The organism is Litorisediminicola beolgyonensis, assembly GCF_042679605.1.
Taxonomy (GTDB): domain Bacteria; phylum Pseudomonadota; class Alphaproteobacteria; order Rhodobacterales; family Rhodobacteraceae; genus Litorisediminicola; species Litorisediminicola beolgyonensis.
In genome coordinates this window covers 15,712-38,934 of the sequence record NZ_JBHTMU010000014.1, presented here as the reverse complement: position 1 = coordinate 38,934, position 23,223 = coordinate 15,712, and the positions used below count along the sequence as shown (strand labels likewise).

Genomic DNA, 23,223 nt, shown 5'->3' with positions numbered 1-23,223 from the left:
CTGACAATGCCATCCAATCTTCGCCTTCTCGCCGCGGCTGCGGCATTGGTGCTTCTTGCTGCGCCGATCCACGCGCAGGAGGTCACCTTCGGCACGATGCGCGCCGACAGCGACGCTCCGGTCGAGGTCAGTGCGGATCAGCTTTCGGTGAACCAGTCCGACGGCACCGCGCTCTATTCCGGCAACGTGGTGATCGGGCAGGGCGAGATGCGACTCTCGGCGCCGCGCGTTCTGGTGGTCTACGCCGAGACCCGCAACGCCATCGCGCGGCTCGAAGCCACGGGCGGCGTGACGCTGGTCTCGGGCACGGAAGCCGCTGAGGCGGAGCGCGCCGATTACGACATCGACGCCGGGACTGTGACGATGAGCGGCAATGTCCTTCTGACGCAGGGCGACAACGCGCTGACCTCCGAGCGCATGGTGGTCGATCTCGACAGCGGCACCGCCCAGATGGATGGACGGGTCCGGACGGTCCTGCAGCCCGGCGGCTCTGAGTGAGATGACCCCGCGCCCCGAACTGAGCGTGACGGAAGGCCAGAGCGGCCTGATCGTCCGCCATTTGCGCAAGAGCTACCGCAAGCGCGTGGTGATCCGCGACGTCTCGATGACGCTCAGCCGCGGCGAGGTCGTGGCGCTTCTGGGACCGAACGGGTCGGGCAAGACCACGAGCTTCTATGCCATCGCCGGGCTGGTGAATCCCGAGGGCGGCGAGGTGCTGATCGACGGGCGTGATGCGACCTACCTGCCGATGTATCGCCGCGCACGGATGGGGATCGGCTATCTTCCGCAGGAGATGTCGATCTTCCGTGGCCTGTCAGTCGAGGACAACATCGCCGCGATTCTCGACATCTCCCAGCCGGATCCCTCGACCCGCCGCGAGCGGCTGGAAGAGCTTCTGTCGGATTTCTCGATCGAGCATCTGCGCCGCGCCCCCGCGCTGGCCTTGTCGGGCGGCGAGCGGCGCCGGGTCGAGATCGCCCGCTGTCTTGCGGCCGATCCGAAATACCTCCTGCTCGACGAGCCCTTCGCGGGGGTCGACCCGATCTCGGTCGGCGACATCCGCGGCCTCGTGGCCGATCTAAAGACCCGCGGCATCGGGGTGCTGATCACCGACCACAACGTGCGCGAGACGCTCGAGATCGTGGACCGCGCCTATATTCTGCACGAGGGAACGGTGCTGATGTCGGGCTCGCCCGACGAGGTGGTCCGGAACGAAAATGTCCGCCGCGTCTATTTGGGCGACAGTTTCCGCATCGGATGACCGCCAGGGGCACGCCCTCCGCGATGCGGTTTCATTTGACAGACGCGCGCTCTGGCCCTTGAATGAAGCTATGACGGCTCGCGCCCTTGGAGATCGGATCGCCTTCACCCCTTCGCGGGGAGCGGTCGCGATCAAGCCGCGCGAGGTCCGTCGAATTCCAACCGATCGCCGCCAGACTGGCCGGGCCGTGCGCCCGGTGGCGGCGCTCGGCTGACACGAAAGGACACCCTTCCATGCGCTACCAGATCACGGGAAAGCAAATCGATGTCGGCGCTGCGCTGCAGACCCACGTCCAGACCGAGCTGACCGAAATGCTCAGCAAGTATGCCGGTCGCCCGACCGATGCCACGGTCACCTTTTCCAAGTCGGCGCACGAATATGTCTGCGAAGCGATCGTCCATCTGTCGACCGGTCTGACCGCGACCGCCAAGGCCCACCAGACCGAGATCTACGCGGCGTTCGACGCCTGCTGCGAGAAGATGGACAAGCAGCTTCGCCGCTACAAGCGCCGTCTGAAGGACCATCACAAGGAGCGGACAAGCCCCGTTGAACTTTTTGGAGCCTCCTCGTATATCCTCGCCTCTGCTGCAGAAGATGCCGGTGAAGAGGCTGAACCCGAGACGCTTCAGCCGATCATCGTGGCCGAGATGCAGACCTCGATTCCCTCGCTTTCGGTCGGGGAAGCCGTGATGCAGATGGAGCTCGCCGGCGCCCCGGTGCTGGTGTTCCGCAACGAGAAGAAGGACGAGGTCAACGTCGTGTATCGGCGTGACGACGGAAATATCGGCTGGATCGATCCGTAAGCACACGGCGTTGGGGAACGCCGCCGACCGACGGGGAACGGCAGAGAGCAGGAACGCTATGAACTTCATGAAACTTCTTACGCCCGGCGCGGTCAGGGTCATCAGCACGGCGTCGTCCAAGAAACGCCTGATGCATGACCTTGCCGACCTGGCCGACAGCGCCTATCGCATCCCGGCCCCGCAGGCCGTCGAAGCGCTGATGGAACGCGAAAGCCTCGGCCCGACCGGCGTCGGGCACGGGGTGGCTCTGCCGCATGCGCGGATCGGAGAGATCGAAGAAGTTCTGGGCGCGTTCATCCTGCTCGAAAAGCCGATCGATTTCGAAGCCGTCGACCGTCAGCCGGTCGATATCGTCTTCGCGCTCTTCGCCCCCGAGGAAGCGGGCGTGGAGCATCTCAAGGCGCTTGCATTGGTGTCGCGCACGCTGCGCGACGCCAATTTCTGCGCCAAGCTCCGGGCCAACCCCGACCCGGCCACGCTCTACACGATCCTGACCGAATCCCAGTCGGTGCAGGCGGCCTGAGCGCGCGGCGCGCGTCAGGGCGCGCGCCAGTCTCCAAATCCGAACATCAGGTAGTCGCGGCCATAGGCGTCGCGGGCCAGCGCCTCGGTCTCCGCGTCGTGAATGTCGGCGAGCGGCACCGGGCCGAGCCCGCTCTCGACAGACGGATCGGGAGGCGCGCCATGCCCCACCTGCAAGGCGAGCGCGGGCAGGTAGCTCTGCATCTCCTCTTCCCGCACGATCATGTCGGGCAGGGTGAACTCGGCCATGCCCTGCAGGCACTGAACCTGGCTCGACCAATGCCCGTCGACGCGGATCGGCGTCTGACCGGCGAGGTTGGGTTTCAGGAACTTCAGGAAGGTCTTGAATGCCTCACGCGTCGCCTCCGCCGAGGGCGCGCCGTTTCCCGGCAACTCCATCCCGTAATGCTTCTCGAGATGGCGACGGATCTGGGCGTAGCTGCCCTTGCCGCTATGGGCGATCTTTTCGCAGAACGCCTCGTAGGCCCGGGCAAGCGGATGACGGATCACCGTGAAGCTGCGATGCCCGGGATGCGCCTCTTTCCAGGCCTTGAGCGTGTTCTGCCGAAAATCGCCTAGAAGCGCGTCTTCCCCGACGCTATCGAGCGCCGCCATCCAGCGCCGGACCGACGCTTCCGGCCCAGAGCGGATCGGCATGTAAAGAAGCGGCGTCTTCGCCGCGGCCAGATAGCTGGGCACGACCGGGCCCCGGCGCGGCTCGAAATTCGGGGTGCGGGTCAGGTTGAACCGGTCGAGCCGCACCAGCGCGGTTTCCATCTCGGCGAAGTTCTCGACCTTTTCTGATAGCGGCTCGGGGTTCTGGCGTTTGATCTTGCCGTCGAGCGCCTCGAGCCGGTCGGGCAGGCCCAGCCACGCGGCGAGCCCGTTCATCACGTCGAGATCGTCCAGATCTTCGTTGGCGACGTAGAAGGCCGTCTGCCCGGTGACCTGCAGCGCGTGCTGGAGCGTGATCTGGAACCCCTGGATCGCAGTCAGCATCTCTTCAAATTCCTGCGGCTCGAACCGCGCCTTGGTCTCCTTGCGCTTGCGGACATTGGTCAGTTTCCACTGCCCGGTCTCCTGCGCGATCTTCCAGCTGACATAGGATTCGACCGGGTTTCGTGTCAGCACGATCTTGGCGATGCGCGGATTGGTCAGGATCGCCTCGAGCACGCGCGGCTCATGATCGTGGAAATAGCGAAACCCCCCAAGGCCGCGGCTCGCGCGAATGATCCGCTCCAAAAGACGACCGGGGTCGCGGTCGCGCTCGCCTTGCGTGATCCCCATGACATCGTCCGAGTTCGGATAGCCGATGAAATGCGGGTTGAAGACCTCACCGTGGCAGGTGACGGTCGGAAAGGCGTTGAGGTTCGCCTCAAGGAAATTGGACCCGGTGCGCATCTCGGCGAAAATCACGAAAGCGTCGAAACGGTCGGTCATCGGGTCCTACTTCTTCACCAGATAGGGTTTCTTGCTGCGGCGCTGGGCGTTGCGCGGCGCCGGATCGACCGGGAAGTCGCCCATGAGATACGGGTGCATGCCCTGGTTCTTCAGGTTCTGCAGGAACTGCCCGAAGCCCGCCAGGTCGTTCATTACCGGCGCCTCGGTCAGCCGCCGCTGGGTCTTCTGGCCGATCTCGTCGATGATGACCTGCAAGGGCTCCATCGGCGCTTCGATGAACTCGGCCATCGACCAGATGCGGATCCGCGCCTTGGCATAGGGCGAGCGCAGTGCGTCGAGCATCGAGGCTTCGATCTTCTGCAGATCGGCGGCCTCGGCCCGGAGGTCGGCGAAGTTGCGGTTGGTCTGGAAGAGGGGCACCGCCCATGCGCCCGAGATCACCGAGATCTGCGCGTTGGGATCCTTGGCGAAATCCCAGATCACGTCCGGCGTGTCATGCGGCCCGTATTGAAAGCACTGCCGCTCGCCCCGGGTGTTCCAGATGAGATTGGTGAGGAACGCCCGCGGGTTGGCATCGCGCAACAGCGCGCTGTCCGAGAGCGCCCCGGCGCACACGGCCTGACCATTGGCAAACTCGGCGCGCTCGGGCGCAAAGAGATGCCCGTGGACCTGCGCCCCGGTGGCGCGGGCGAGCCAGGGCTCGAAATCGCGGAAAAGCTCGGCGAAGCCCTGGAAAACCGAGTAGCGTCCGGCGGTTACACCGTTCTCCCAGCCAGGGTTGGGGTAGCGGCTCTGCATGTAGAGGCCCGCGCGTCCGCGGGTCCGGCGATCGACGGCGCGGGCGAAGATGCGGTCGATCTTGCCGGGGTTCGGCTCGGCCATGTCAGTGCGGTTCTGCCCGTCGCCCAGGAACGCGTCGTAGAGCTTCCCGGCATGGGGCCAGATCTTGCGCGCCATGAAGCAGTCCGACCGCCGCAGAAGCTGCAGGTGATCGTCGTAGAAGATGTGCGGTTTGCCCTGGAAGTCGAATTTCGACAGGGTCAGCGACCGGCTTTCCACATTGGTCGAATAGAGCCGCGCGAGGGTCTGGAAATAGCTCTCGTCCGGGATCCAGACAGAGCGGAAATACCTGTCGTATACGTGACGCTTCGGGTCCTGCAGGATCGCCGAGAGCGTCTGTCGCGTCAAGCACCACCACTGGCTGCCCATATGCGGCTCGATCCCATCAGGGATGCGGCGGCGATAGCCGACCTTGCGCTGCAACTCGACGAACCGGTCGAAGAAATAGCGGTTCTTCCGCCACGAGAAGGGGAAGCGCATGGTGAAGCGCTCTTCGTCGAGCCCTCCCACGGTCCAGGGCACGTCCGAGGTCGTGGCGCTTTCGATGAAATCCACGCGAGGGCGTTCGTCGAGATAGGCGATCAACTCCTGAACGGGTCTCAGCGGTAGGCAGGACCCGGAGGACAGGCAGACATGGCGGACATCCGGGAATGTTTCGAGCATCAGCTCGGCGGCATCCTGGCTCGCCGCGACGAGACCCCAGCTGCCCCATTCACAGCGATGCCGCCGCGAGAACCGCACCAGCTCCTGGTCCGAGAGGCTGTCCTTGAACGCGTCGACCGCCGCGCGCGGAACGGCGCTGTCGATATGGATCACGACGGGACAGTCTGCCTTCATCCAGTGCCGCGCGACCTGCGCCGCCCGGCCGAGCGCCGTGTGCACCAGCATGATGATCCCGACCGTCACGCCCAGTTCCCCTTGGACATAAGGCCCAGGATCTCGAGCTGCCGCCAGTTGATGTAGCGCTCGGACCACTTGCACCAGAGATCGGGATTATCCTGTATGCCGTTTGCATACTGAATGTATTCCCGCGACGCTCCGTAGTGTTGTCCGCGCTCAAGCTCCTCCGCCGCCTTGGCCTTGAACGTGTCGAGAAACTTCGTGTGCAAGAGCACGCCCGAGGCCTTTTCACCGCCCCACTCGTCATAGACGAGGTTCAGGCCGCGCGGCAGCAGGTTGTGGGTCGAGCTCACATAGGCGTAGCGCCGGTTCCAGCGCACCAGCGGGATCTTGTTCAGCGCCGGCGCCCGCTCCGGCTCGTCGGAAAAGAACACCCGCGAGCGCGGCCCGCCCTGGATCCAGAGATTTCCGAACTTGGGGTTCTTGGAAATCGTATAGTTGCCGCTGTCGAACCACGCGGCGATCTCAAGCGGGTTCTGCCCGGCGCGGTAAGGCTCGGCGTCGATCCGGCCCTTGGGATACATGTCGAGCAGCATCGCTGAGAAGGACTTGATCGACGACGCATCAAGCCAGTCGGTCAGCGCGCGCAGGGGCCGCGTGTCGCAGAACGGGTAGAGAAACAGCTCGTCGGGATCGACCGTCAGGCACCAGTGCTCGTGCCCGTATTTCATCGCCAGCCAGTTCAGCCAGTCGACCCCGAAGCGCGAGCGTTTGTAGCTGGAGCGTGTGTGCCAGACCGAGACATCGGGCTGCGAGGCGAGGTAATCGAGCGACCCGTCGGTCGAGTCGTTGTCGACCATGAGAAAGTGGTCGACGCCCATATCCCTGTAATGCTTCAGGAAATAGGGAAGGCGGACCCCTTCGTTGCGCAGCGTCGAGAAGACCAGAAGGTCGGTCGGGGCGATCTGATCGGTGCGATTGGCGACAGGGCGCAACTCACGCCGCTTGCGGAATGCGCGAAGCCGCCAGCGCCTGCGCTGCAGCCTGAGCCTGTATGATTGCCACGCGCCCACTGACTGTCGCTATCCTGCCCGCCACTCTTTCGGCCCTTCTGGCCTCTGATAGTCTATCAGACCCGCCTTAAGACGGTGTTGAAATGCGCGTCCCAATCCGGTGGATCGTACGGCACCGGCTGCCTGTCGCCGCGCGCCTGAGCCCGGGTCAGTTCCCGGACGGCATTTTCCCAAAGATATAGATGGTTGACCGATGCGTAAACTGGAATGTCTCCAAGCGACTCGCGCAGCACCGGAAGGTCCGATGCGATCACCGGACAGCCCAGGGCGGCGGCTTCGACCGGGGGCAGGCCAAACCCCTCGGCATGGCTCGGAAAAAGCAGACCGGCCGCGTCCCGCAAAAGCGCGAAGCTCTCGGCATCGCCGAGCGCGCCCAGCTCGAAGACCTGGGGCGGCCTAGCATCGAGCCGCGCCAGAAGCCGGTCATCCGCCCAGCCGCGCTGACCGACGATCAGAAGCGGCGGAGCCTCGGCGCCGAGCTTGTCCCAGAGGTCCAGAAGCAGCCGGTGGTTCTTGCGCGGCTCGATGGTGCCGAGCGCCACGAAATAGGGCTGCCCCGTCCAGGGTCCTTCGGGCGCGTGCCCCGGGTCCGGGCGCGGCACGCCCAAGAGAGCGGTGACGATCTCGGGCATCGGTCCCAGCACCGCGAGGTGGCGGCGGAGATCGTCTTCGGTTTTCTGCGAATTGGCGATCAGAAGGTCCGAGACGTGCCAGGCGCGGATCAGGAAGTCGCGAAACCGTTCCTCCGTCCCAACGCGCTGATATTGCGGGAAATCCAGCGGGATCGTGTCATGGATCAGCGTCGCCACGCGGAGCCCGGGCGTGGCCTTCAGCCCCTTCATCGTCGCGCGCGACAGGTTCGTGTGCCCGGTGTTGAGATAGACCGCTCCGCGCGGAAGATGCCGCGTCAGCATCGCGCCTAAAAGCGGCGGCGCGGCGCGCGCCAGCGCCTGACGGCGGAGGAGGGCTTCTTCGTCCGCACGGTCGGGATGGCCGCGCCGGAGCGCGCGCCCGAGCGGCCCGGCCTTGCCGCGGGGCTTGCCCGCCCGCCGCTCCGCGATCCCGGCGCAGGCCCAGCCGTCGAGAAGGAGATAACCAAGCGCGGTGCGCACGAGCCCGAAGAGCGGAACCCGCTCGGAGAGCAGGCGCTCGAGGTAGGCGGCCTCGACCCGGTCGACGCCGGTATCCCGCCGCCCGGCGCGGCTCACCAACCGCGTCAGGTCGAGAAGCCGGGCCGGCGGCGGCGCGCGATCGCTCATGACGGCGCCGCCTGCGGGATTATTCCGCCGCCTTGTCGAGCGACACGATCTCGTGGAGGTAATTGCGCAGATCGTCCTTCAGATCGTCGCGCGAGAGGCCGAAGGCCACCGTCGCCTGGAGGAACCCGGCTTTCGAGCCGCAATCGAAGCGCTGACCGCGGAAGCGCAGCCCGTAGACCCCGTCAGAACCGCCGATCTCCTGCGCGATGGCGTCTGTGAGCTGGATCTCTCCGCCCGCGCCGGTCTTCATCTTGTTGAGGTTCTTCAGGACCGAGGGCGTCAGGATGTAGCGACCGATCACCGCGAGGTTCGACGGCGCCTCCTCGACCTTGGGCTTTTCGACCATGCCCTTGACCTGCACGACCGAGCCCATGTCGTCGGCGACATCGAGGATGCCGTAGGACGAGGTCTTTTCCTTCGGGACCTCCATCGCCGCGACCACGTTGCCGCCGGTCTCGGCATGGGCGTCGACCATCTGTTTCAGGCAGGAGGTTTCGGCCGCGATCACGTCGTCGGGCAGCATCACCGCGAACGGCTCGTTGCCGATCAGGCGCCGCGCGCACCAGACCGCGTGGCCGAGGCCCAGCGCCTTGTGCTGGCGGATATAAGCGATCTCGCCGGAATCCATGTTGGTAGATTTCAGCACCTCGAGAAGCTGCTCCTTGCCCTTCTTCTTCAGCTCCTGCTCAAGCTGGGGTGCATGATCGAAGTAATCTTCGAGCGCGCCCTTGCCGCGCGAGGTCACGAAGAGGAACTCCTTGATGCCCGCCTCGCGCGCCTCGTCGATGGCGTATTGGACCAGCGGGCGGTCGACCAGCGTCATGATTTCCTTGGGGACCGACTTGGTGGCTGGCAAAAATCTGGTGCCCAGTCCCGCGACAGGGAAAATCGCCTTGGTCACTTTCTGCTTCATCTGCCTCTCCTCGGGCCTGTGTTGGACGCGATCCTACAGGGTCGGCTGGGGGATTGCACCTCATCTCCGGCGCTCAAACGGCTATTCTGATGCAATTGTGCTGACAGGACTCACTTGTCCGCTGAGCGGTCGAGCGCGCGCGTTTGCGACAGCCGTGCGGCCTCGAGTTTGGCACGCCGTGCGGCGGTCAGCGGTCTGAAGCGCGGCTCGTTGCGCAGGGCCTTGCCGAACTGTCCACCGATCTGCTCCCACCAGCCGTCGGGGTGAAACCGCATCCGGTGATAGAGCGCGGTCGGCGAGAGCCGCAGGACCGTGGCGGTCTCGCCGGACACGACGGCTGCGCGGGCTTCGTCCTCGAGCGCCGCGCGCTGCCACGTCCGGCCGGCTATCAGCCGGTGCCGTGCCCCGGGCCGCGTCGGGTAGGAGCGAAAGCCATCCGCCGCGCGCGGGATCGGTTGGAGCCGCTCCAGTTGCCGCTCCCGCCCGTCCGCGAGCCCGGCATCGAGCCTTCGCATCAGGCGTTGCAGATCGAGAGGGTCGAGACCGCCGCGCTGGAGATGCTCCAGAAGCCGCAGCCGCTGACCGGTGCGGAACGCCCTCCGCGCCGCGTCCTGCGCGTCGGGGGCGAGATGCTTGCGCATCAGCACCGACTGAGACGCCCCGATCTCGAAGAGATCGCGCGGCACCCGGTCGGCGCGGCGCGTGGCAGAGGGCGCGAAGCCATGATGGACCAGCGCCTGCGGCACCAGAGCCGTCACCGAGCCCTGCTCGGCAAGGCGGAGGTTCAGGTCCGTCTCGTCGTGATAGAAGCGAAAGGCGGGATCGAACCCGCCCATCTCCGCCAGCGTCTCGCGGCGCAGCGCCATGTTCGTGCCTTCGGTCTTGATTGCCCGGCCCGGAGCGGCGGTCAGCAGAACCGGCGCGTCACCATCAAGGGGCAGGGCGCGCGCGACGCCCTCCGCGCCGACGGTCCGCGCGCCCCATTGCAGGCTGATGCCGTTCCGCCCCAAGACGAAGCCGCCTGCGCAGAGAACCGTCGGATCGGAGAAGGGCGCGACCAGCCGCGCCAGCCAGGACGGCTCGGACACGGCATCGTCGTCGATGAAGGCGACGATCTCCCCGGTGGCGCGGGCGATGCCGAGATTGCGCGCGGCCGAGAGGTTGGGCTCGTCGACCAGAACGGTCTTCGCCTCGGCCCCGGCCTCATGCGCCCCGGCGGCGACGAGCCCGTCCTCGCAGGCCACCACGATCACCTCGACACCGTCGTAATCGAGCTGCGACAGCCCGCTGAGACAGCGCGACAGCGCGTCGGGCCGTTCCCAGCTTGCGACAACCACGCTGACGCGGGGCGTCTCCATCGCGCGGGCCTAGCCGGTCTTGAGCGTCACGCCCGGTGCATGGGCGATGAAGAACGGGTTGGCGAAACCGGGCTTGCCGTAAGAAAGCGGCGTGTGGTCATCGAACCGCACGACCCGCCCGCCAGCGCCGCAGAGCACCGCATGGCCAGCCGCCGTGTCCCACTCCATCGTGCGGCCGAGCCGCGGATAGAGATCGGCCTCGCCGGTCGCCACGAGGCAGAATTTCAGCGACGACCCCGCCGAGGTCATGTCGCGCACCTGGTACTGACCGATGTAATCGTCCGTGGCCTCGTCGCGATGCGACTTGGAGGCCACGACCATCAGCGCGGAATTGTCCGGCTCGCGGACCTCGATATAGGTGGTCTCGCCGACCTCATCGGGGTGGAAGCTGCCGCTTTCCTCCAGGGACCGCCCGACGCTGTCGGTGTAGAACATCCGCTCTTTCGCCGGAGCGTAGACCACGCCGCGGGTCGGCATCCCGTCCACGACCAGCGCGATGTTCACGGTGAAATCGCCGCGGCGGTTGATGAATTCCTTGGTGCCGTCGAGCGGGTCGACGATCAGGAAGGTCGAGACGTCCTGCGCGTGGCTCTCGGACTGCTCCTCGGTAACCAGCGCGATATCCGGGAAGGCCTCGCGCAGACCGGCGGAGATCAGGGCGTCGGCGGCCTCGTCGGCCTCGGTCACCGGGCTCAGGTCGCCTTTGGTTTTGATCTCGAAATCGGCGGCGTTGTAGATCTCCATGATCTTCTCGCCGGCCTCGATCGCCAGACGGCGCATCACGCGGGTCAGTTCGGAATAATTCAAACTCTCGCCTTTCCCATGGCACAATCCTGCGGTTCATTGATCGGAAACCGCGCGCCCCTTATGATGGGGCTGCCCCCGAACGGCAAGCCGCGACGGGCTGAGAGACCGAGGAAGAGCAGGCCCATGTTTCAACAGGTCAGACCGCGTACTGCCGCCGGTGGCGCGGTCAATATTCTCGAGCTTGTGTATCACAACTCGGTCCGCTCGGTCCGCAAGACCCATTCCAATGCGGTGATGGCGATCGGGATGAACATGCTGCAGACCGTGGTCTTCACCATGGCCTTCTTCTTCATGTTCCAGATGCTGGGCCTGAAGGGCAGCGCGGTCCGGGGCGATTTCCTGCTCTACATCATGACCGGCATCTTCCTCTACATGACCCATTCCAAGACCCTTGGGGCCGTGTCCGGGGCCGAGGGCGCGACGAGCGCGATGATGCAGCACGCGCCGATGAACACCGCGATCTCGATCCTCTCGGCGATGCTCTCGACCCTCTACATCCAGGTCCTGAGCTTCCTCGCAGTCCTCTTCGTCTATGACGTGGCCTTCAATCCCGGCGTCATCTCCGAGATCCACGACCCGATCGGCGTCATTCTCATGCTGTGCCTGGCATGGTTCAGCGGTGCCGCGATCGGCATGTGCTTTCTGGCCGCCAAGCCCTGGGCGCCGACGCCCATCGGGATCGTGTCGACCATCTACCAGCGCGCCAACATGATCGCGTCGGGCAAGATGTTCCTGGCCAACACCTTGCCGCCGATGATGCTCAACCTCTTCGACTGGAACCCGCTCTTCCACGCCATCGACCAGGCGCGCGGATATGCCTTCGTGAACTACTTCCCGCGCAATTCCGACTGGGAATACGCGCTCTGGGTCGGCATCACCCTGATGATGGTCGGCCTGATGGGCGAGTTCGTGACGCGTCGCAACGTCTCGGCCTCCTGGACGGCCCGCCGATGATCCGCTGGGTCCTGATCTGTCTCGCCTGCCTCACCGGACCGGCCGCCGCGACACAGGACCAATGGCCCGCGCTCTTCGACGTGGCAGGAGTGGCCGCGGACGATGTCCTGAACATCCGGGCCGAGCCCTCCGCGTCCGCGCCGATCGTCGGAACCCTCGCCCCCGACGCCGTGGATATCGAGGTGATCCGCCCCAATCCGCGCGAGCTTTGGGGGCTGGTGAATGTCGAGGACGGCACCGGTTGGGTGTCGCTCTCCTACCTGCGGCGACAGCCAGGCCAGTATCTGGGCGCGCTTCTGGAGCCGCGGACCTGCGTCGGGACCGAGCCGTTCTGGTCGCTGTCGCTGACCGATGCGGCGCGCGTCACCTATGAGGTCGCGGCCGATCAGACCGTACTCGAAGGAACCGTTCCGGGCCGGTTCCGGTCTGCCAATCGGCGCGATGTCGAGGCGCTGAGCCTGACTTTCTTCGATGGCACCACCGGGACCGCGTTTCTGCGGCTCGATCAATGCTCGGACGGGATGAGCGACCGCGCCTTCGGCATCTCCATCGACCTGCTCCTGAAGCATCCCGAGCGCCCCGTCACCCCCTCGCTCGTCAGCGGTTGCTGTTCGCTGAACTGAGCCGGACGCTCGGGACTTACCTCACGACGCGCAGCGTCAGGTTGATCCGCCCGCCCTGCGGCAACAGCGTCGACGACCCGAAACGGATACGGTCGACACCGTGATGGCGCAGCCGCGCCTCGCCGCCCATCACCACCACATCGCCGGAGCGCAGCCAGAACGACTCGGTCGAGCCGCCGCGCTCGACATTGCCCATCCGGAAGAGACCCTCGTCGCCCAGCGAGATCGACACCACCGGTTGCATGAAATCAGCCTCGTCGCGGTCCTGATGCAGCCCCATCCGCGCGCCTTCGCCATACCAGTTCACCAGGCAGCATTCCGGCGCCCGCGCCGTGCCCGAGAGCGCGTCCCAGACGTCCAGGATGTCGGCGGGGATCGGCGGCCACGGCGTGCCGCCCGGATGGCGCGGCTCGTAGCGGTAGCCGCGCCGGTCTGAGACCCAGCCGAAATCGCCGCAGGCGGTCATTCGCACGGACATTTTCCGGCCGCGCCGCGTCTCGGGCGCGAAAAGCGGCGCCGCGGCGACGACATCGCGCAACCCGGCCACCATGCGTTCCTGCGCGGGCCGGTCCAGCCAGCCGCGATGGATCACGAAGCCACGTATCTCGATCCGCTCGGCCATCCTCCGCCTCTCTGTCGAACATGTGAAAAACCTGTCGTTTTTGTCTTGGACCGCTGCTTGCAGCACCAAAACCCCCTCCTTATATACCTCTCGAACGCGTGACCGGGATCGTTCACGACCCAAGTCCGCTCTCGCAATCGGGGCAGGATGCCGTCAGGGTCCGACGCCTCGAGTCATCGCCTTGAAGTCAAAAAGGGATCGAAACACATGGGCAAGGTAATCGGCATCGACCTCGGCACCACCAACAGCTGCGTCGCCATCATGGACGGCAGCCAGCCGCGGGTTATCGAGAACTCCGAAGGCGCACGGACCACCCCGTCCATCGTCGCCTTCACCGACGACGAACGTCTCGTCGGCCAGCCTGCCAAGCGGCAGGCCGTCACCAATCCGGAAAACACCATCTTCGGCGTCAAGCGCCTGATCGGCCGTCGCGAGGACGATGCGGATCTGGCCAAGGACAAGAAGAACATGCCTTTCGAGGTGATCGACGGCGGCAATGGCGACGCCTGGGTGCGCGCCAAGGGCGAGAAATATTCGCCGTCCCAGATCTCGGCCTTCATCCTGCAGAAGATGAAAGAGACCGCCGAAAGCTATCTCGGCGAAGAGGTCACGCAGGCGGTCATCACCGTCCCGGCCTATTTCAACGACGCCCAGCGTCAGGCCACCAAGGACGCGGGCAAGATCGCCGGCCTCGAAGTTCTGCGCATCATCAACGAGCCGACCGCGGCGGCGCTGGCCTATGGTCTCGACAAGAAGGACAGCAAGACGATCGCGGTCTACGACCTCGGCGGCGGCACCTTCGACGTCACCATCCTCGAGATCGACGACGGTCTCTTCGAAGTGAAATCCACCAACGGCGACACGTTCCTCGGCGGTGAAGACTTCGACATGCGGATCGTCAACTACCTCGCGGACGAGTTCAAGAAAGAGAACCAGGTCGACCTGACCAAGGACAAGATGGCGCTGCAGCGTCTCAAGGAGGCCGCCGAAAAGGCGAAGATCGAGCTGTCGAGCTCGAGCCAGACCGAGATCAACCAGCCGTTCATCTCGATGGGCTCGAACGGCCAGCCGCTGCACATGGTGATGAAGCTCACCCGTGCGAAGCTGGAAAGCCTCGTCGGCGATCTGATCAAGTCCTCGATGAAGCCCTGCCAAGCGGCGCTCAAGGATGCCGGTCTCTCCACGTCGGACATCGACGAGGTGGTTCTGGTCGGCGGCATGACCCGCATGCCGAAGGTCGTCGAAGAGGTGACCAAGTTCTTCGGCAAGGAGCCGCACAAGGGCGTGAACCCGGACGAGGTCGTGGCGATGGGCGCCGCGATTCAGGCGGGCGTTCTGCAGGGTGACGTCAAGGACGTCGTGCTGCTCGACGTGACGCCGCTGTCTCTGGGCATCGAGACGCTTGGTGGCGTGTTCACCCGTCTGATCGACCGCAACACCACGATCCCGACCAAGAAGAGCCAGATCTTCTCGACCGCCGAGGACAACCAGAACGCGGTGACGATCCGGGTCTTCCAGGGCGAGCGCGAAATGGCGGCCGACAACAAGATGCTCGGTCAGTTCAACCTCGAGAACATTCCGCCCGCACCGCGCGGCATGCCCCAGATCGAGGTGACCTTCGACATCGACGCCAACGGCATCGTCTCCGTCTCGGCCAAGGACAAGGGCACGAACAAGGAGCAGAAGATCACCATCCAAGCCTCTGGCGGCCTGTCCGACGAGGATATCGAACAGATGGTGAAGGATGCCGAACAGAACGCGGAAGCCGACAAGAAGCGCCGCGATCTGGTCGAGGCCCGCAACCAGGCCGAAAGCCTGATCCATTCGACCGAGAAGTCGATCGAGGATCACGGCGACAAGGTCGACCCCTCGACCGTCGAGGCGATCGAACTGGCCGTGGCCGCGCTCAAGGACGAGCTGGAGAAGGACGACGCGGACAAGATCCGCGCCGGTATCCAGAACGTCACCGAAGCGGCGATGAAGCTCGGCGAGGCGATCTACAAGGCGCAGCAGTCCGACGGCGACGACGAGCCCAAGGCCGCTGACGAGGATGGCTCCGACGACGATATCGTCGATGCCGATTTCGAGGATCTCGGCGAAGACAAGCGGGGCTGAGCATCCGCGCGGAACCTCTGAAGGGCCGGCCCGGCAGATGGGCCGGCCCATTCACGTTCCGAACTGAGGAGGGGCAGTGATGTCCAAACGCGACTATTACGATGTGCTCGGCATCAAGAAGGGTGCGTCGGCGGAGGAGATCAAGAAAGCCTATCGCCAGAAGGCGAAAGAGCTGCATCCCGACCGCAATGCCGACAACCCCGAGGCCGAATCGCAGTTCAAGGAAGCCAACGAGGCTTACGAGGTCCTGAAGGACGCCGACAAGAAGGCGGCCTATGACCGGTTCGGCCATTCCGCCTTCGAGGGCGGCATGGGCGGCGGCGGTGGCCGTCCGGGCGGCGGCTTCGGCGGCGGCCAGGGCGATTTCGCCTCGGCCTTCTCGGACGTGTTCGACGATCTCTTCGGCGATTTCATGGGCGGCGGCCGCGGGGGTCGCAGCCGCGCCGCGCGCGGTGCCGACCTGCGCTACAATCTCCGCGTTACGCTGGAAGAGGCCTATGGCGGTCTGCAGAAGACCATCACCGTGCCGACCAGCGTGCAGTGCGGCTCGTGCAGCGGCTCCGGTTCCGAAGGTGGCGCCGAGCCCACCACCTGTCCGACCTGTTCGGGCATGGGCAAGGTGCGCGCGACGCAAGGTTTCTTCACGGTCGAACGGACCTGTCCGACCTGCTCGGGCCTCGGCCAGATCATCAAGAACCCGTGCTCGACCTGCGGCGGCAATGGCCGGGTGCAGAAGGAGCGCGCGCTGTCTGTGAACATCCCCGCAGGCGTCGAAACCGGCACCCGCATCCGTCTCGCCGGGGAAGGCGAAGCGGGCATGCGCGGAGGCCCTCCGGGCGATCTCTACATCTTCATCGAGGTCACGCCGCACAAGATCTTCGAGCGTGACGGCACCGAGCTGCACTGCCGCGTGCCGGTCTCGATGACCGCCGCCGCGCTGGGCGGCGATATCGAGGTGCCGACCATTGACGGTGGGCGCAGCCGCGTGAAGATCCCTGCAGGCAGCCAGTCCGGCCGCCAGATGCGCCTTCGCGGCAAGGGCATGCCCGCGCTCCGGGGCGGCACCGCGGGCGACATGTTCATCGAGCTCGCGGTCGAGACGCCGGTGAACCTGACCACCAAGCAGAAAGAGCTCCTGCGCGAGTTCGAAGCGCTTTCCGAGGACAACAACCCCGAGAGCAAGAGCTTCTTCTCCTCGGTCAAGAGCTTCTGGGACTCGATGAAGGGCTGACGCCCCCGGCCGCGCCCCTGTCGGGGCGCGGCTGGCTCTGACGTCACGTGTCGCGTGACAGCACGGTCCTGCCGTGCCACCTCTCTTCCTCAAAGGGAGGCCCGTCATGACCCAGTATCCGCATCTTCTCGCCCCGCTCGATCTCGGCTTCACCACGCTCAAGAACCGCGTGCTGATGGGCTCGATGCACACCAATCTCGAAGAGACCGGACACTGGGACCGCGTGGCGGCCTTCTATGCCGCGCGCGCGGCGGGCGGTGCGGGGCTCATGGTCACCGGCGGCATGGCGCCGAACCGCGAAGGCGGGGTGTTCCCTGGTGCTGCGGGCCTTTTCACCGATCAGGATCTCGCCAACCATGCCCGCGTCACCGACGCGGTGCATCAGGACGGCGGCAAGATCGCGATGCAGATCCTCCATGCCGGCCGCTACGCCTATGGAAAGGAATGCGTCGCCCCCTCGGCGATCAAATCGCCGATCTCGCCCTTCACGCCCGTGGAGCTCGACGAGGACGGCATCGAGAAGCAGATCGCCGACATCGCCACCGCTGCCGAGCGCGCGCGGCAGGCGGGCTATGACGGTGTCGAGGTGATGGGATCGGAAGGCTATTTCCTCAATCAATTCCTCGTCACGCATACCAACAAGCGCGAAGATCGCTGGGGCGGCTCCTACGAGAACCGCATGCGCCTGCCGGTCGAGGTGGTGCGCCGGGTCCGCCAGGCCGTGGGCGAGGATTTTATCGTCATCTACCGCATCTCGATGATCGACCTCGTGCCCAACGGCTCGACCCATGCCGAGGTCGTCCAGCTTGCCCGCGCGGTCGAGGAAGCGGGCGCCACGATCCTCAACACCGGGATCGGCTGGCACGAGGCGCGGATCCCGACCATCGCCACCTCGGTGCCCCGCGCGGCCTTCGCCTGGGTCACCAAGAAGCTGATGGGGCAGGTGTCGATCCCGCTCATCACTTCGAACCGCATCAACACCCCCGGCGTGGCCGAAGAGGTGCTGGCCGAGGGCTGCGCCGACATGGTCTCGATGGCGCGGCCCTGGCTCGCCGATGCCGATTTCGTCGCCAAGGCCGAGGCCGGACGCGCCGACGAGATCGCGCCCTGCATCGCCTGCAACCAGGCCTGCCTCGACCATACCTTCCAGGGCAAGGTGTCCTCCTGCCTCGTCAATCCACGCGCCTGCTGCGAGACCGAGATCGTCCTGACGCCCACCGAGACGCCGAAGGACATCGCCGTCGTCGGCGCGGGCCCGGCGGGCCTCTCGGCGGCCCTGACCGCGGCCGAGCGCGGCCACCGGGTGACGCTCTTCGACCAGGCCTCCGAGATCGGCGGGCAGCTCAATCTCGCCAAGCAGATCCCCGGCAAGGAAGAGTTCGTGGGCCTCGTCGACTGGTTCCGCACCATGGTCGCCAAGCGCGGCATCGAAACCCGCCTCGGCACCCGTGCGACCCCCGAGGCGCTGGCGGGGTTCGACACCGTGATCGTCGCCACCGGCGTCCTGCCGCGCGATCCCGAGATCCCCGGTCAGGACGGCCCGAACGTCCTGTCCTATATCGAGGTCCTGCGCGGTGCGCCGGTGGGCAAGCGTGTCGCCGTGATCGGCGCGGGCGGCATCGGCTTCGACGTCTCCGAGTTCCTCGTCACCGAGGACAGCCCGACCACCAGCCTGCCCGACTGGATGCGCGAATGGGGTGTCACGGACCCCGCCGAGGCCCGCTCCGGCCTCGCCCCCGAAGGTCCCCAGCCCGACGCGCCCGCCCGGCAGGTCACGCTCCTGCAGCGCAAGACCGAACGTCCGGGCAAGCGTCTCGGCAAGACCACCGGCTGGATCCATCGCGCCGGGCTTCAGATGAAGGCGGTCGAGATGAAGGCGGGCGTGAATTATGAGAAGATCGACGCCGAGGGGCTCCATGTCTCCTATGACGAGGCCCGCGAGCGCCCGGAGCTCATCGCCTGCGACACGGTCGTGCTTTGCGCGGGACAGGTTAGCGAGCGCTCGCTTGCCGAGGCGCTCTCGGACAGCGGGGTCGAGGTGCATGTCATCGGCGGTGCCGATGTCGCGGCGGAACTCGACGCGAAACGCGCGATCGACCAGGGCACGCGGCTCGCCGCCGAGCTCTGAGATCGGGCGAAACCTGCATGTTTCGCGCCTGTTTTCGGAACAGGCCGCCCTGTGATGCGTTGGGTGTGCAAGAGGTCGGGCGTCACTCCCGACCACCGCACAATCCGAACCATAGACATGCAAAGGAGGCATTTCATGCCCCGCATCTACGAATCGAAAATTCTGATCCTTGCTACCCACGGCTTCGAGCAATCCGAACTGGAAAGCCCGCGCGACTCGCTCCGCGATGCCGGTGCGTCCGTGCACATCGCCTCGCTCGACGGCGAGAAGATCAAGGGCTGGGACGGCGACGACTGGGGCCGTGAGGTCGCGGTCGACAAGGCGCTCGGCGATATCGACGCCTCCGCCTATGACGCCATTGTCCTGCCCGGCGGCCAGATCAATCCGGACCTCCTGCGCGTCGAAAAGGACGTGATCGCACTGGTCAAGGAGTTCCACGACGCCGGGAAACCCATCGCCGCGATCTGCCACGCGCCCTGGATCCTGGTCGAGGCCGACATCCTGAAAGGCCGCCGCGCGACCTCGTATAAATCGATCGAGACCGACGTCGCCAATGCCGGTGCCGAGTGGGTGGATGAGCCGGTCGTATCCGACCACGGAATCATCACCAGCCGGAATCCCGGTGACTTGGCGGCATTTTCTGCTAAGATTGTCGAAGAGATCGAGGCAGGTCTGCAGGACCGCAAGGCCGCCTAAGACATACCCGGTTTCACCGCGAGAGGACCGCGTCGCCCCCCGACGCGGTCTTCTTGCGTTTTGGGGGACAACCCAGCCGCGACCGTTTCCTTCCGCCTGACAACCTTTGCAAATACCCCTCAATTGTCCGCAGCACGCCGCGATTGTGCCCAGATTGAGGGCGATACCCTCTCCTCATGACCGACGATCTAAGGAGACCGGTATGGATCGCCTGACCGAGATGGAGGCTTTCGCCACGGTGGTAGACCAGGGGGGCTTCACCGATGCCGCGAAAAAGATGGGCATCTCGAAATCCGCCGTGTCCAAACACGTGTCCTCGCTCGAGGCACGTTTGGGAGCGCGGCTTTTGAACAGAACCACCCGCCGGGTCTCGCCCACCGAGATCGGCCTTGCCTATTACGACCGCGCCCGCCGTGTCCTGAACGACGCGGGCGAGGCAGACGCGCTTGTCACCTCGATGCAATCCGCGCCCTCGGGCCTTCTGCGGATTTCCGTGGCGACGGATTTCGGCGTCAATCACCTGAGCCCGGTGCTCGGCGAGTTCCTGTCGGAATTCCCGGACATCACCGTGAACATGGTCCTGAACAACCGCTATGTCGAGCTGATCTCCGAAGGCTTCGACATGGCGATTCGGATCGGCGAGCTAGAGGACTCGACCCTGCGCGCCCGCAAGCTGACCGAGACCACAAAGCGGATGATCGCGGCGCCCGCCTACTTCGAGAAGTTCGGCCGCCCGACCCGGATCGACGATCTGAACGAGCACAAGCTTCTGCACTATTCCAACCAGGCCTCCGGCAATGTGTGGAAAGTGACGGCGCCGTCGGGCGAAAAGCGCCAGGTCCGCACCGCGGGATGGCTGTCGGTCAATGACGGACAATCGCTCCTGAACGCCTGTATCGCCGGTCTCGGCATCGCCTACCTGCCCTCGTTCCTCTACGGCGACGCGCTGGAGCAGGGGCTGGTCGAGGACGCGATCCCCGAGCTTCCGACCGAAACCCAGGGCATCTACGCGGTCTACCCGCCGGGCCGGTTCACCCAGCCCAAGGTCCGCGCCTTCATCGACTTTCTCGTCCACACTTTCGGGGACAAGGGCCCCGTGGACTGGTAACGACGTTCCCCAAGCCTGTTCCTAAGGCTATTCCTTCCCCGGTCAGTCCTCTGACCGGGGATTTTTCATTCGAAGAACAGCCGCTCCAGAGCCGCCGCGCTCGCGGGTCGTCCGAAGATCCGAAAGGTCGAAAGATGCGGCAGTCCGACCAGCCGGACACCGCCCGCTGCTGCATGGTGTCCGCTGACCGAGCCCCATGAGACTGGCAGCTTCGTCCGCTCCGGATTGCCGAACACGGCGCTGACCGCCGTCGTGGCTTCTGCGCCCATGGTGATGATCAGCTCGGGCGCGGCCCGGGTCAGGATCTCGGACCAAAGGCTCTGACCGAAGGCGACGGCACCCTTGCGGTCGGGCAGGTCGGTCCATCTGGGCGAGCGGTAGGGCACGAGATTGCCCGCCAGAACCCGCTCGGCAGGCTCGTCCAGAAGCGCGCACATCCGTTGGACCTGGACCTGCAACGGCGCTCTGCCGGCGGGATGCCTGCCCCAGGCCTCGTCGCGATAGGCGCTGCCCCGAGGCGGCGCCAGCTGGGCATGTCGCGGATCTTCCGCCCGCCCACCGGGATTGAGGCCGATGAAGGCGATCCGGGCGTGCTCGACCGTCGTGGCCGGGGAATAGAGCAGACGCCAGCCGAGACCGACACCGAGCGCCTCTTCGCGCGCCTCGATCCGCTCGGCGAGCGCCTCGAGCATCAGCCGCCGCGCGTTTCCGCCTCGATCTCGCGGCGCGATTTGCGGGCGCGCTCGGTCGCGCTTTTCAGCTGGCCGCAGGCCGCCATGATGTCCTCGCCGCGCGGCGTCCGGATCGGCGAGGCGTAGCCCGCCTTGTAGACGATATCGGCGAAGGCCTCGATCCGCGACCAGTCCGAGCGCTCGTAGGGCGCGCCGGGCCATTCGTTGAAGGGGATGAGGTTGATCTTCGCCGGGATGCCCGCGATCAGCTTCACCAGCCGCCGCGCATCCGCGTCGCTGTCGTTCACGTCCTTCAGCATCACGTATTCAAAGGTGATCCGCTCCGAGTTCGACAGCCGCGGATACTCCTTGAGCGCGGTCAGGAGCGTCTCGATGTTCCAGCGCTTGTTGATCGGCACGAGCTTGTCGCGCACCTCGTCGGTGGTGGCGTGGAAGCTCACCGCCATGAGGCAGCCGATCTCTTCGGCGCAGCGGGCGATCTCGGGCACGACGCCGCTTGTCGAGAGCGTGATCCGGCGACGCGACAGCGCGATCCCTTCGCCATCCATCGCGATCTTCATCGCATCGCGCACATTGTCGAAATTGTAGAGCGGCTCGCCCATGCCCATCAGCACGATGTTCGACAGAAGCCGGGTCTCGTTCTTCGGCGCACCGGGCAGCGGCCATTCGCCCAGATCGTCGCGCGCCAGCATGATCTGGCCGACGATCTCGCCCGCGGTCAGGTTGCGCACCAGTTTCTGCGTGCCGGTATGGCAGAACGAACAGGTCAGCGTGCAGCCCACCTGCGAGGAAATGCAGAGCGTGCCGCGATCCGCTTCGGGGATGTAGACCACCTCGACCTCGTGCCCGCCCGCGATCCGCACCAGGTATTTCCGGGTGCCGTCGGCGGAGACGTGCTTTGAGACAAGCTCGGGCAGGCGGATCTCGAAATGCTCGGCGAGCTTGGCGCGGAAGTCCTTGGCAAGATTGGTCATCTCGGCGAAATCGCGGACGCCCCAGTGGTAGACCCACTGCCAGAGCTGGTTCACGCGCATCTTCACCTGCTTCTCGGGCACGCCGATCTCAAGCAGAGCATCGCGCAGGGCAGGGCGCGTCAGGCCGACGAGATTCGGCAGCCCCTCCGGCGCCTTGCGCGGAATGGTGACGAGATCCTGCGTGATCGGTGCGGTTGCATCCATGGCGAAGCCCTTTCTGCGAGAAGTGGGCTGCATATAGGAAATGCGTCGCGAAACCAAAAGGATTTGGCGGTGTCGCAACGAAAAACGCCGCGACGGAGGGTCGCGGCGTCGGGTCTGTCGATGCGGGCGCGTCTCAGCTCGCGCAGCGCTTCTCGGCGTCCTCGACCGCGGCGGTGAAGCCCAGAAGCGAGAAGGTGTCTTTCGTCGTGGTCCCGCGCGAGGAGCGCGCCGTCACGATTGCCTCGGCACCGCGCTTCATCGCCGTGACGACCTTGGCGTCGTCCTGCGGCGAGGCGGGCCAAGCCCATTCGCCCTCGACGAAGAACTCGAATTCGGTGCCGCTGATATTGACGTTCACCGGCGAGCCCTCCGCGAAGGGATAGCCGCCGGTAAAGGCGACCTGGCCCTGCACCTCGGCGCCCGGACGGTAGAACACCATCAACAGGATCTCGCCGCGATTGACCGAGACCACGCGCCCGTCCCGGGTGTTCACGCTTTCCTTGAAGGTCGTCACCGCCCAGCATTCCCGCGGGTCGGAACCCTCGAAGACCGACCAGTCGGTCATCGCGTCGACCCGGTTGGTGCTCGTTTCCTGTGCGCCTGCCAGCGTTGCGGCGACCGTCAGGGCCACGCCGGTCAGCGCGCTCGTGATCCGTGCTTTCATGCGTCTGGCCTCCAGCCGTCTCTACCTCATGTCGCCCGGGTTGCGCCTTCGCGCCCACGGCTTATCTTGCCGCGACGAAACCCGTACCGACCGGGCGCACACTAGCCCGATTTCGCAGGCGCGGAAAAGCCCCAA

Annotated in this window: 22 protein-coding genes; 11 read left to right on the top strand and 11 right to left on the bottom strand. The window is 65.6% G+C overall.

What is annotated here, in order from left to right; all coding sequences use genetic code 11:
- Nucleotides 1–6: 6 nt before the first annotated feature.
- The 4 genes from lptA (at nt 7) to ACFQ4E_RS09565 (ending at nt 2,587) form a co-directional block, all read left to right on the top strand.
- A complete protein-coding gene (lptA, locus tag ACFQ4E_RS09580) occupies nt 7–498 on the top strand; it encodes a lipopolysaccharide transport periplasmic protein LptA (protein ID WP_386802952.1) in 492 nt (163 codons plus the stop codon).
- 1 nt (nt 499) lies between these two features.
- The gene (lptB, locus tag ACFQ4E_RS09575) at nt 500–1,261 is read left to right on the top strand and encodes an LPS export ABC transporter ATP-binding protein (RefSeq protein ID WP_386802950.1); all 762 of its coding nucleotides are present in this window, start codon (nt 500–502) and stop codon (nt 1,259–1,261) included.
- 233 nt (nt 1,262–1,494) lie between these two features.
- Nucleotides 1,495–2,064: a ribosome hibernation-promoting factor, HPF/YfiA family gene (gene hpf, locus ACFQ4E_RS09570; protein WP_386802949.1), complete on the top strand. Its 570-nt coding sequence runs from the start codon at nt 1,495–1,497 to the stop codon at nt 2,062–2,064.
- A gap of 58 nt (nt 2,065–2,122) precedes the next feature.
- Complete coding sequence (locus ACFQ4E_RS09565; protein ID WP_386802947.1) at nt 2,123–2,587, top strand: PTS sugar transporter subunit IIA; 465 nt, start codon at nt 2,123–2,125, stop codon at nt 2,585–2,587.
- A 14-nt stretch (nt 2,588–2,601) separates the two neighbouring features.
- Here the strand turns inward: ACFQ4E_RS09565 and ACFQ4E_RS09560 are convergent, their stop codons facing one another.
- The 7 genes from ACFQ4E_RS09560 to cysQ form a co-directional block, all read right to left on the bottom strand.
- Entirely contained in the window at nt 2,602–4,026 is a 1,425-nt protein-coding gene (locus tag ACFQ4E_RS09560) for a sulfotransferase family 2 domain-containing protein (RefSeq protein WP_386802945.1), read from the bottom strand.
- Between the two features lie 6 nt (nt 4,027–4,032).
- Nucleotides 4,033–5,733, bottom strand: coding sequence for a DUF5927 domain-containing protein (locus ACFQ4E_RS09555; RefSeq protein ID WP_386802943.1), 1,701 nt, complete (start codon nt 5,731–5,733; stop codon nt 4,033–4,035).
- Nucleotides 5,730–6,740: a glycosyltransferase family 2 protein gene (locus ACFQ4E_RS09550; protein WP_386802942.1), complete on the bottom strand. Its 1,011-nt coding sequence runs from the start codon at nt 6,738–6,740 to the stop codon at nt 5,730–5,732. The genes ACFQ4E_RS09555 and ACFQ4E_RS09550 overlap by 4 nt, the downstream gene beginning before the upstream one ends.
- A 56-nt stretch (nt 6,741–6,796) precedes the next feature.
- A complete protein-coding gene (locus ACFQ4E_RS09545) occupies nt 6,797–7,999 on the bottom strand; it encodes a glycosyltransferase family 4 protein (RefSeq protein WP_386802940.1) in 1,203 nt (400 codons plus the stop codon).
- A 19-nt stretch (nt 8,000–8,018) separates the two neighbouring features.
- Nucleotides 8,019–8,912, bottom strand: coding sequence for a UTP--glucose-1-phosphate uridylyltransferase GalU (galU, locus tag ACFQ4E_RS09540; RefSeq protein ID WP_386802937.1), 894 nt, complete (start codon nt 8,910–8,912; stop codon nt 8,019–8,021).
- A gap of 110 nt (nt 8,913–9,022) precedes the next feature.
- Nucleotides 9,023–10,270, bottom strand: a complete 1,248-nt coding sequence (locus tag ACFQ4E_RS09535; RefSeq protein WP_386802936.1) for a glycosyltransferase family 2 protein — start codon at nt 10,268–10,270, stop codon at nt 9,023–9,025.
- A gap of 9 nt (nt 10,271–10,279) precedes the next feature.
- Nucleotides 10,280–11,077, bottom strand: a complete 798-nt coding sequence (gene cysQ / locus ACFQ4E_RS09530; protein WP_386802934.1) for a 3'(2'),5'-bisphosphate nucleotidase CysQ — start codon at nt 11,075–11,077, stop codon at nt 10,280–10,282.
- A 123-nt stretch (nt 11,078–11,200) separates the two neighbouring features.
- On the opposite strand from cysQ, the gene ACFQ4E_RS09525 reads away from it, so the two are divergent.
- Both ACFQ4E_RS09525 and ACFQ4E_RS09520 read left to right on the top strand, forming a co-directional pair.
- Complete coding sequence (locus tag ACFQ4E_RS09525; RefSeq protein WP_386802932.1) at nt 11,201–12,031, top strand: ABC transporter permease; 831 nt, start codon at nt 11,201–11,203, stop codon at nt 12,029–12,031.
- Nucleotides 12,028–12,654: an SH3 domain-containing protein gene (locus ACFQ4E_RS09520; RefSeq protein WP_386802930.1), complete on the top strand. Its 627-nt coding sequence runs from the start codon at nt 12,028–12,030 to the stop codon at nt 12,652–12,654. Before ACFQ4E_RS09525 ends, ACFQ4E_RS09520 begins: the two co-directional genes overlap by 4 nt.
- A gap of 16 nt (nt 12,655–12,670) precedes the next feature.
- Here the strand turns inward: ACFQ4E_RS09520 and ACFQ4E_RS09515 are convergent, their stop codons facing one another.
- Nucleotides 12,671–13,276, bottom strand: coding sequence for an alpha-ketoglutarate-dependent dioxygenase AlkB family protein (locus ACFQ4E_RS09515; RefSeq protein ID WP_386802928.1), 606 nt, complete (start codon nt 13,274–13,276; stop codon nt 12,671–12,673).
- Between the two features lie 207 nt (nt 13,277–13,483).
- Between ACFQ4E_RS09515 and dnaK the strand changes: the two genes are divergently transcribed.
- From dnaK to ACFQ4E_RS09490, 5 genes are all read left to right on the top strand, one after another.
- On the top strand, nt 13,484–15,391 hold the full coding sequence (gene dnaK, locus ACFQ4E_RS09510) for a molecular chaperone DnaK (RefSeq protein WP_386802926.1): 1,908 nt from the start codon (nt 13,484–13,486) through the stop codon (nt 15,389–15,391).
- 79 nt (nt 15,392–15,470) lie between these two features.
- The gene (gene dnaJ, locus ACFQ4E_RS09505; RefSeq protein WP_386802924.1) at nt 15,471–16,622 is read left to right on the top strand and encodes a molecular chaperone DnaJ; all 1,152 of its coding nucleotides are present in this window, start codon (nt 15,471–15,473) and stop codon (nt 16,620–16,622) included.
- Between the two features lie 106 nt (nt 16,623–16,728).
- On the top strand, nt 16,729–18,750 hold the full coding sequence (locus ACFQ4E_RS09500; RefSeq protein WP_386802922.1) for an FAD-dependent oxidoreductase: 2,022 nt from the start codon (nt 16,729–16,731) through the stop codon (nt 18,748–18,750).
- Nucleotides 18,751–18,885: 135 nt separating this feature from the next.
- A complete protein-coding gene (locus ACFQ4E_RS09495) occupies nt 18,886–19,446 on the top strand; it encodes a type 1 glutamine amidotransferase domain-containing protein (RefSeq protein ID WP_386802920.1) in 561 nt (186 codons plus the stop codon).
- Nucleotides 19,447–19,648: 202 nt separating this feature from the next.
- Entirely contained in the window at nt 19,649–20,554 is a 906-nt protein-coding gene (locus tag ACFQ4E_RS09490) for a LysR family transcriptional regulator (RefSeq protein ID WP_386802918.1), read from the top strand.
- A 65-nt stretch (nt 20,555–20,619) separates the two neighbouring features.
- Here ACFQ4E_RS09490 and ACFQ4E_RS09485 read toward each other — a convergent pair whose 3' ends face one another.
- The 3 genes from ACFQ4E_RS09485 to ACFQ4E_RS09475 form a co-directional block, all read right to left on the bottom strand.
- Nucleotides 20,620–21,246 carry a hypothetical protein gene (locus tag ACFQ4E_RS09485; RefSeq protein ID WP_386802916.1) on the bottom strand — a complete coding sequence of 209 codons (627 nt, stop codon included), beginning with the start codon at nt 21,244–21,246 and terminating at the stop codon, nt 20,620–20,622.
- Complete coding sequence (gene rlmN / locus ACFQ4E_RS09480; RefSeq protein WP_386802914.1) at nt 21,246–22,424, bottom strand: 23S rRNA (adenine(2503)-C(2))-methyltransferase RlmN; 1,179 nt, start codon at nt 22,422–22,424, stop codon at nt 21,246–21,248. Before rlmN ends, ACFQ4E_RS09485 begins: the two co-directional genes overlap by 1 nt.
- A 133-nt stretch (nt 22,425–22,557) precedes the next feature.
- Complete coding sequence (locus ACFQ4E_RS09475) at nt 22,558–23,088, bottom strand: invasion associated locus B family protein (protein ID WP_386802912.1); 531 nt, start codon at nt 23,086–23,088, stop codon at nt 22,558–22,560.
- Nucleotides 23,089–23,223: the final 135 nt, after the last annotated feature.

What these genes read in the sequence shown, in the direction of transcription:
- lptA (WP_386802952.1), top strand. Translation starts at nt 7, where the DNA reads ATGCCATCCAATCTTCGCCTTCTCGCCGCGGCTGCGGCATTGGTGCTT.
- lptB (WP_386802950.1), top strand. Translation starts at nt 500, where the DNA reads ATGACCCCGCGCCCCGAACTGAGCGTGACGGAAGGCCAGAGCGGCCTG.
- hpf (WP_386802949.1), top strand. Translation starts at nt 1,495, where the DNA reads ATGCGCTACCAGATCACGGGAAAGCAAATCGATGTCGGCGCTGCGCTG.
- ACFQ4E_RS09565 (WP_386802947.1), top strand. Translation starts at nt 2,123, where the DNA reads ATGAACTTCATGAAACTTCTTACGCCCGGCGCGGTCAGGGTCATCAGC.
- ACFQ4E_RS09560 (WP_386802945.1), bottom strand. Translation starts at nt 4,026, where the DNA reads ATGACCGACCGTTTCGACGCTTTCGTGATTTTCGCCGAGATGCGCACC.
- ACFQ4E_RS09545 (WP_386802940.1), bottom strand. Translation starts at nt 7,999, where the DNA reads ATGAGCGATCGCGCGCCGCCGCCGGCCCGGCTTCTCGACCTGACGCGG.
- galU (WP_386802937.1), bottom strand. Translation starts at nt 8,912, where the DNA reads ATGAAGCAGAAAGTGACCAAGGCGATTTTCCCTGTCGCGGGACTGGGC.
- ACFQ4E_RS09535 (WP_386802936.1), bottom strand. Translation starts at nt 10,270, where the DNA reads ATGGAGACGCCCCGCGTCAGCGTGGTTGTCGCAAGCTGGGAACGGCCC.
- ACFQ4E_RS09525 (WP_386802932.1), top strand. Translation starts at nt 11,201, where the DNA reads ATGTTTCAACAGGTCAGACCGCGTACTGCCGCCGGTGGCGCGGTCAAT.
- ACFQ4E_RS09520 (WP_386802930.1), top strand. Translation starts at nt 12,028, where the DNA reads ATGATCCGCTGGGTCCTGATCTGTCTCGCCTGCCTCACCGGACCGGCC.
- ACFQ4E_RS09515 (WP_386802928.1), bottom strand. Translation starts at nt 13,276, where the DNA reads ATGGCCGAGCGGATCGAGATACGTGGCTTCGTGATCCATCGCGGCTGG.
- dnaK (WP_386802926.1), top strand. Translation starts at nt 13,484, where the DNA reads ATGGGCAAGGTAATCGGCATCGACCTCGGCACCACCAACAGCTGCGTC.
- dnaJ (WP_386802924.1), top strand. Translation starts at nt 15,471, where the DNA reads ATGTCCAAACGCGACTATTACGATGTGCTCGGCATCAAGAAGGGTGCG.
- ACFQ4E_RS09500 (WP_386802922.1), top strand. Translation starts at nt 16,729, where the DNA reads ATGACCCAGTATCCGCATCTTCTCGCCCCGCTCGATCTCGGCTTCACC.
- ACFQ4E_RS09495 (WP_386802920.1), top strand. Translation starts at nt 18,886, where the DNA reads ATGCCCCGCATCTACGAATCGAAAATTCTGATCCTTGCTACCCACGGC.
- ACFQ4E_RS09490 (WP_386802918.1), top strand. Translation starts at nt 19,649, where the DNA reads ATGGATCGCCTGACCGAGATGGAGGCTTTCGCCACGGTGGTAGACCAG.
- ACFQ4E_RS09485 (WP_386802916.1), bottom strand. Translation starts at nt 21,246, where the DNA reads ATGCTCGAGGCGCTCGCCGAGCGGATCGAGGCGCGCGAAGAGGCGCTC.
- rlmN (WP_386802914.1), bottom strand. Translation starts at nt 22,424, where the DNA reads ATGGATGCAACCGCACCGATCACGCAGGATCTCGTCACCATTCCGCGC.
- ACFQ4E_RS09475 (WP_386802912.1), bottom strand. Translation starts at nt 23,088, where the DNA reads ATGAAAGCACGGATCACGAGCGCGCTGACCGGCGTGGCCCTGACGGTC.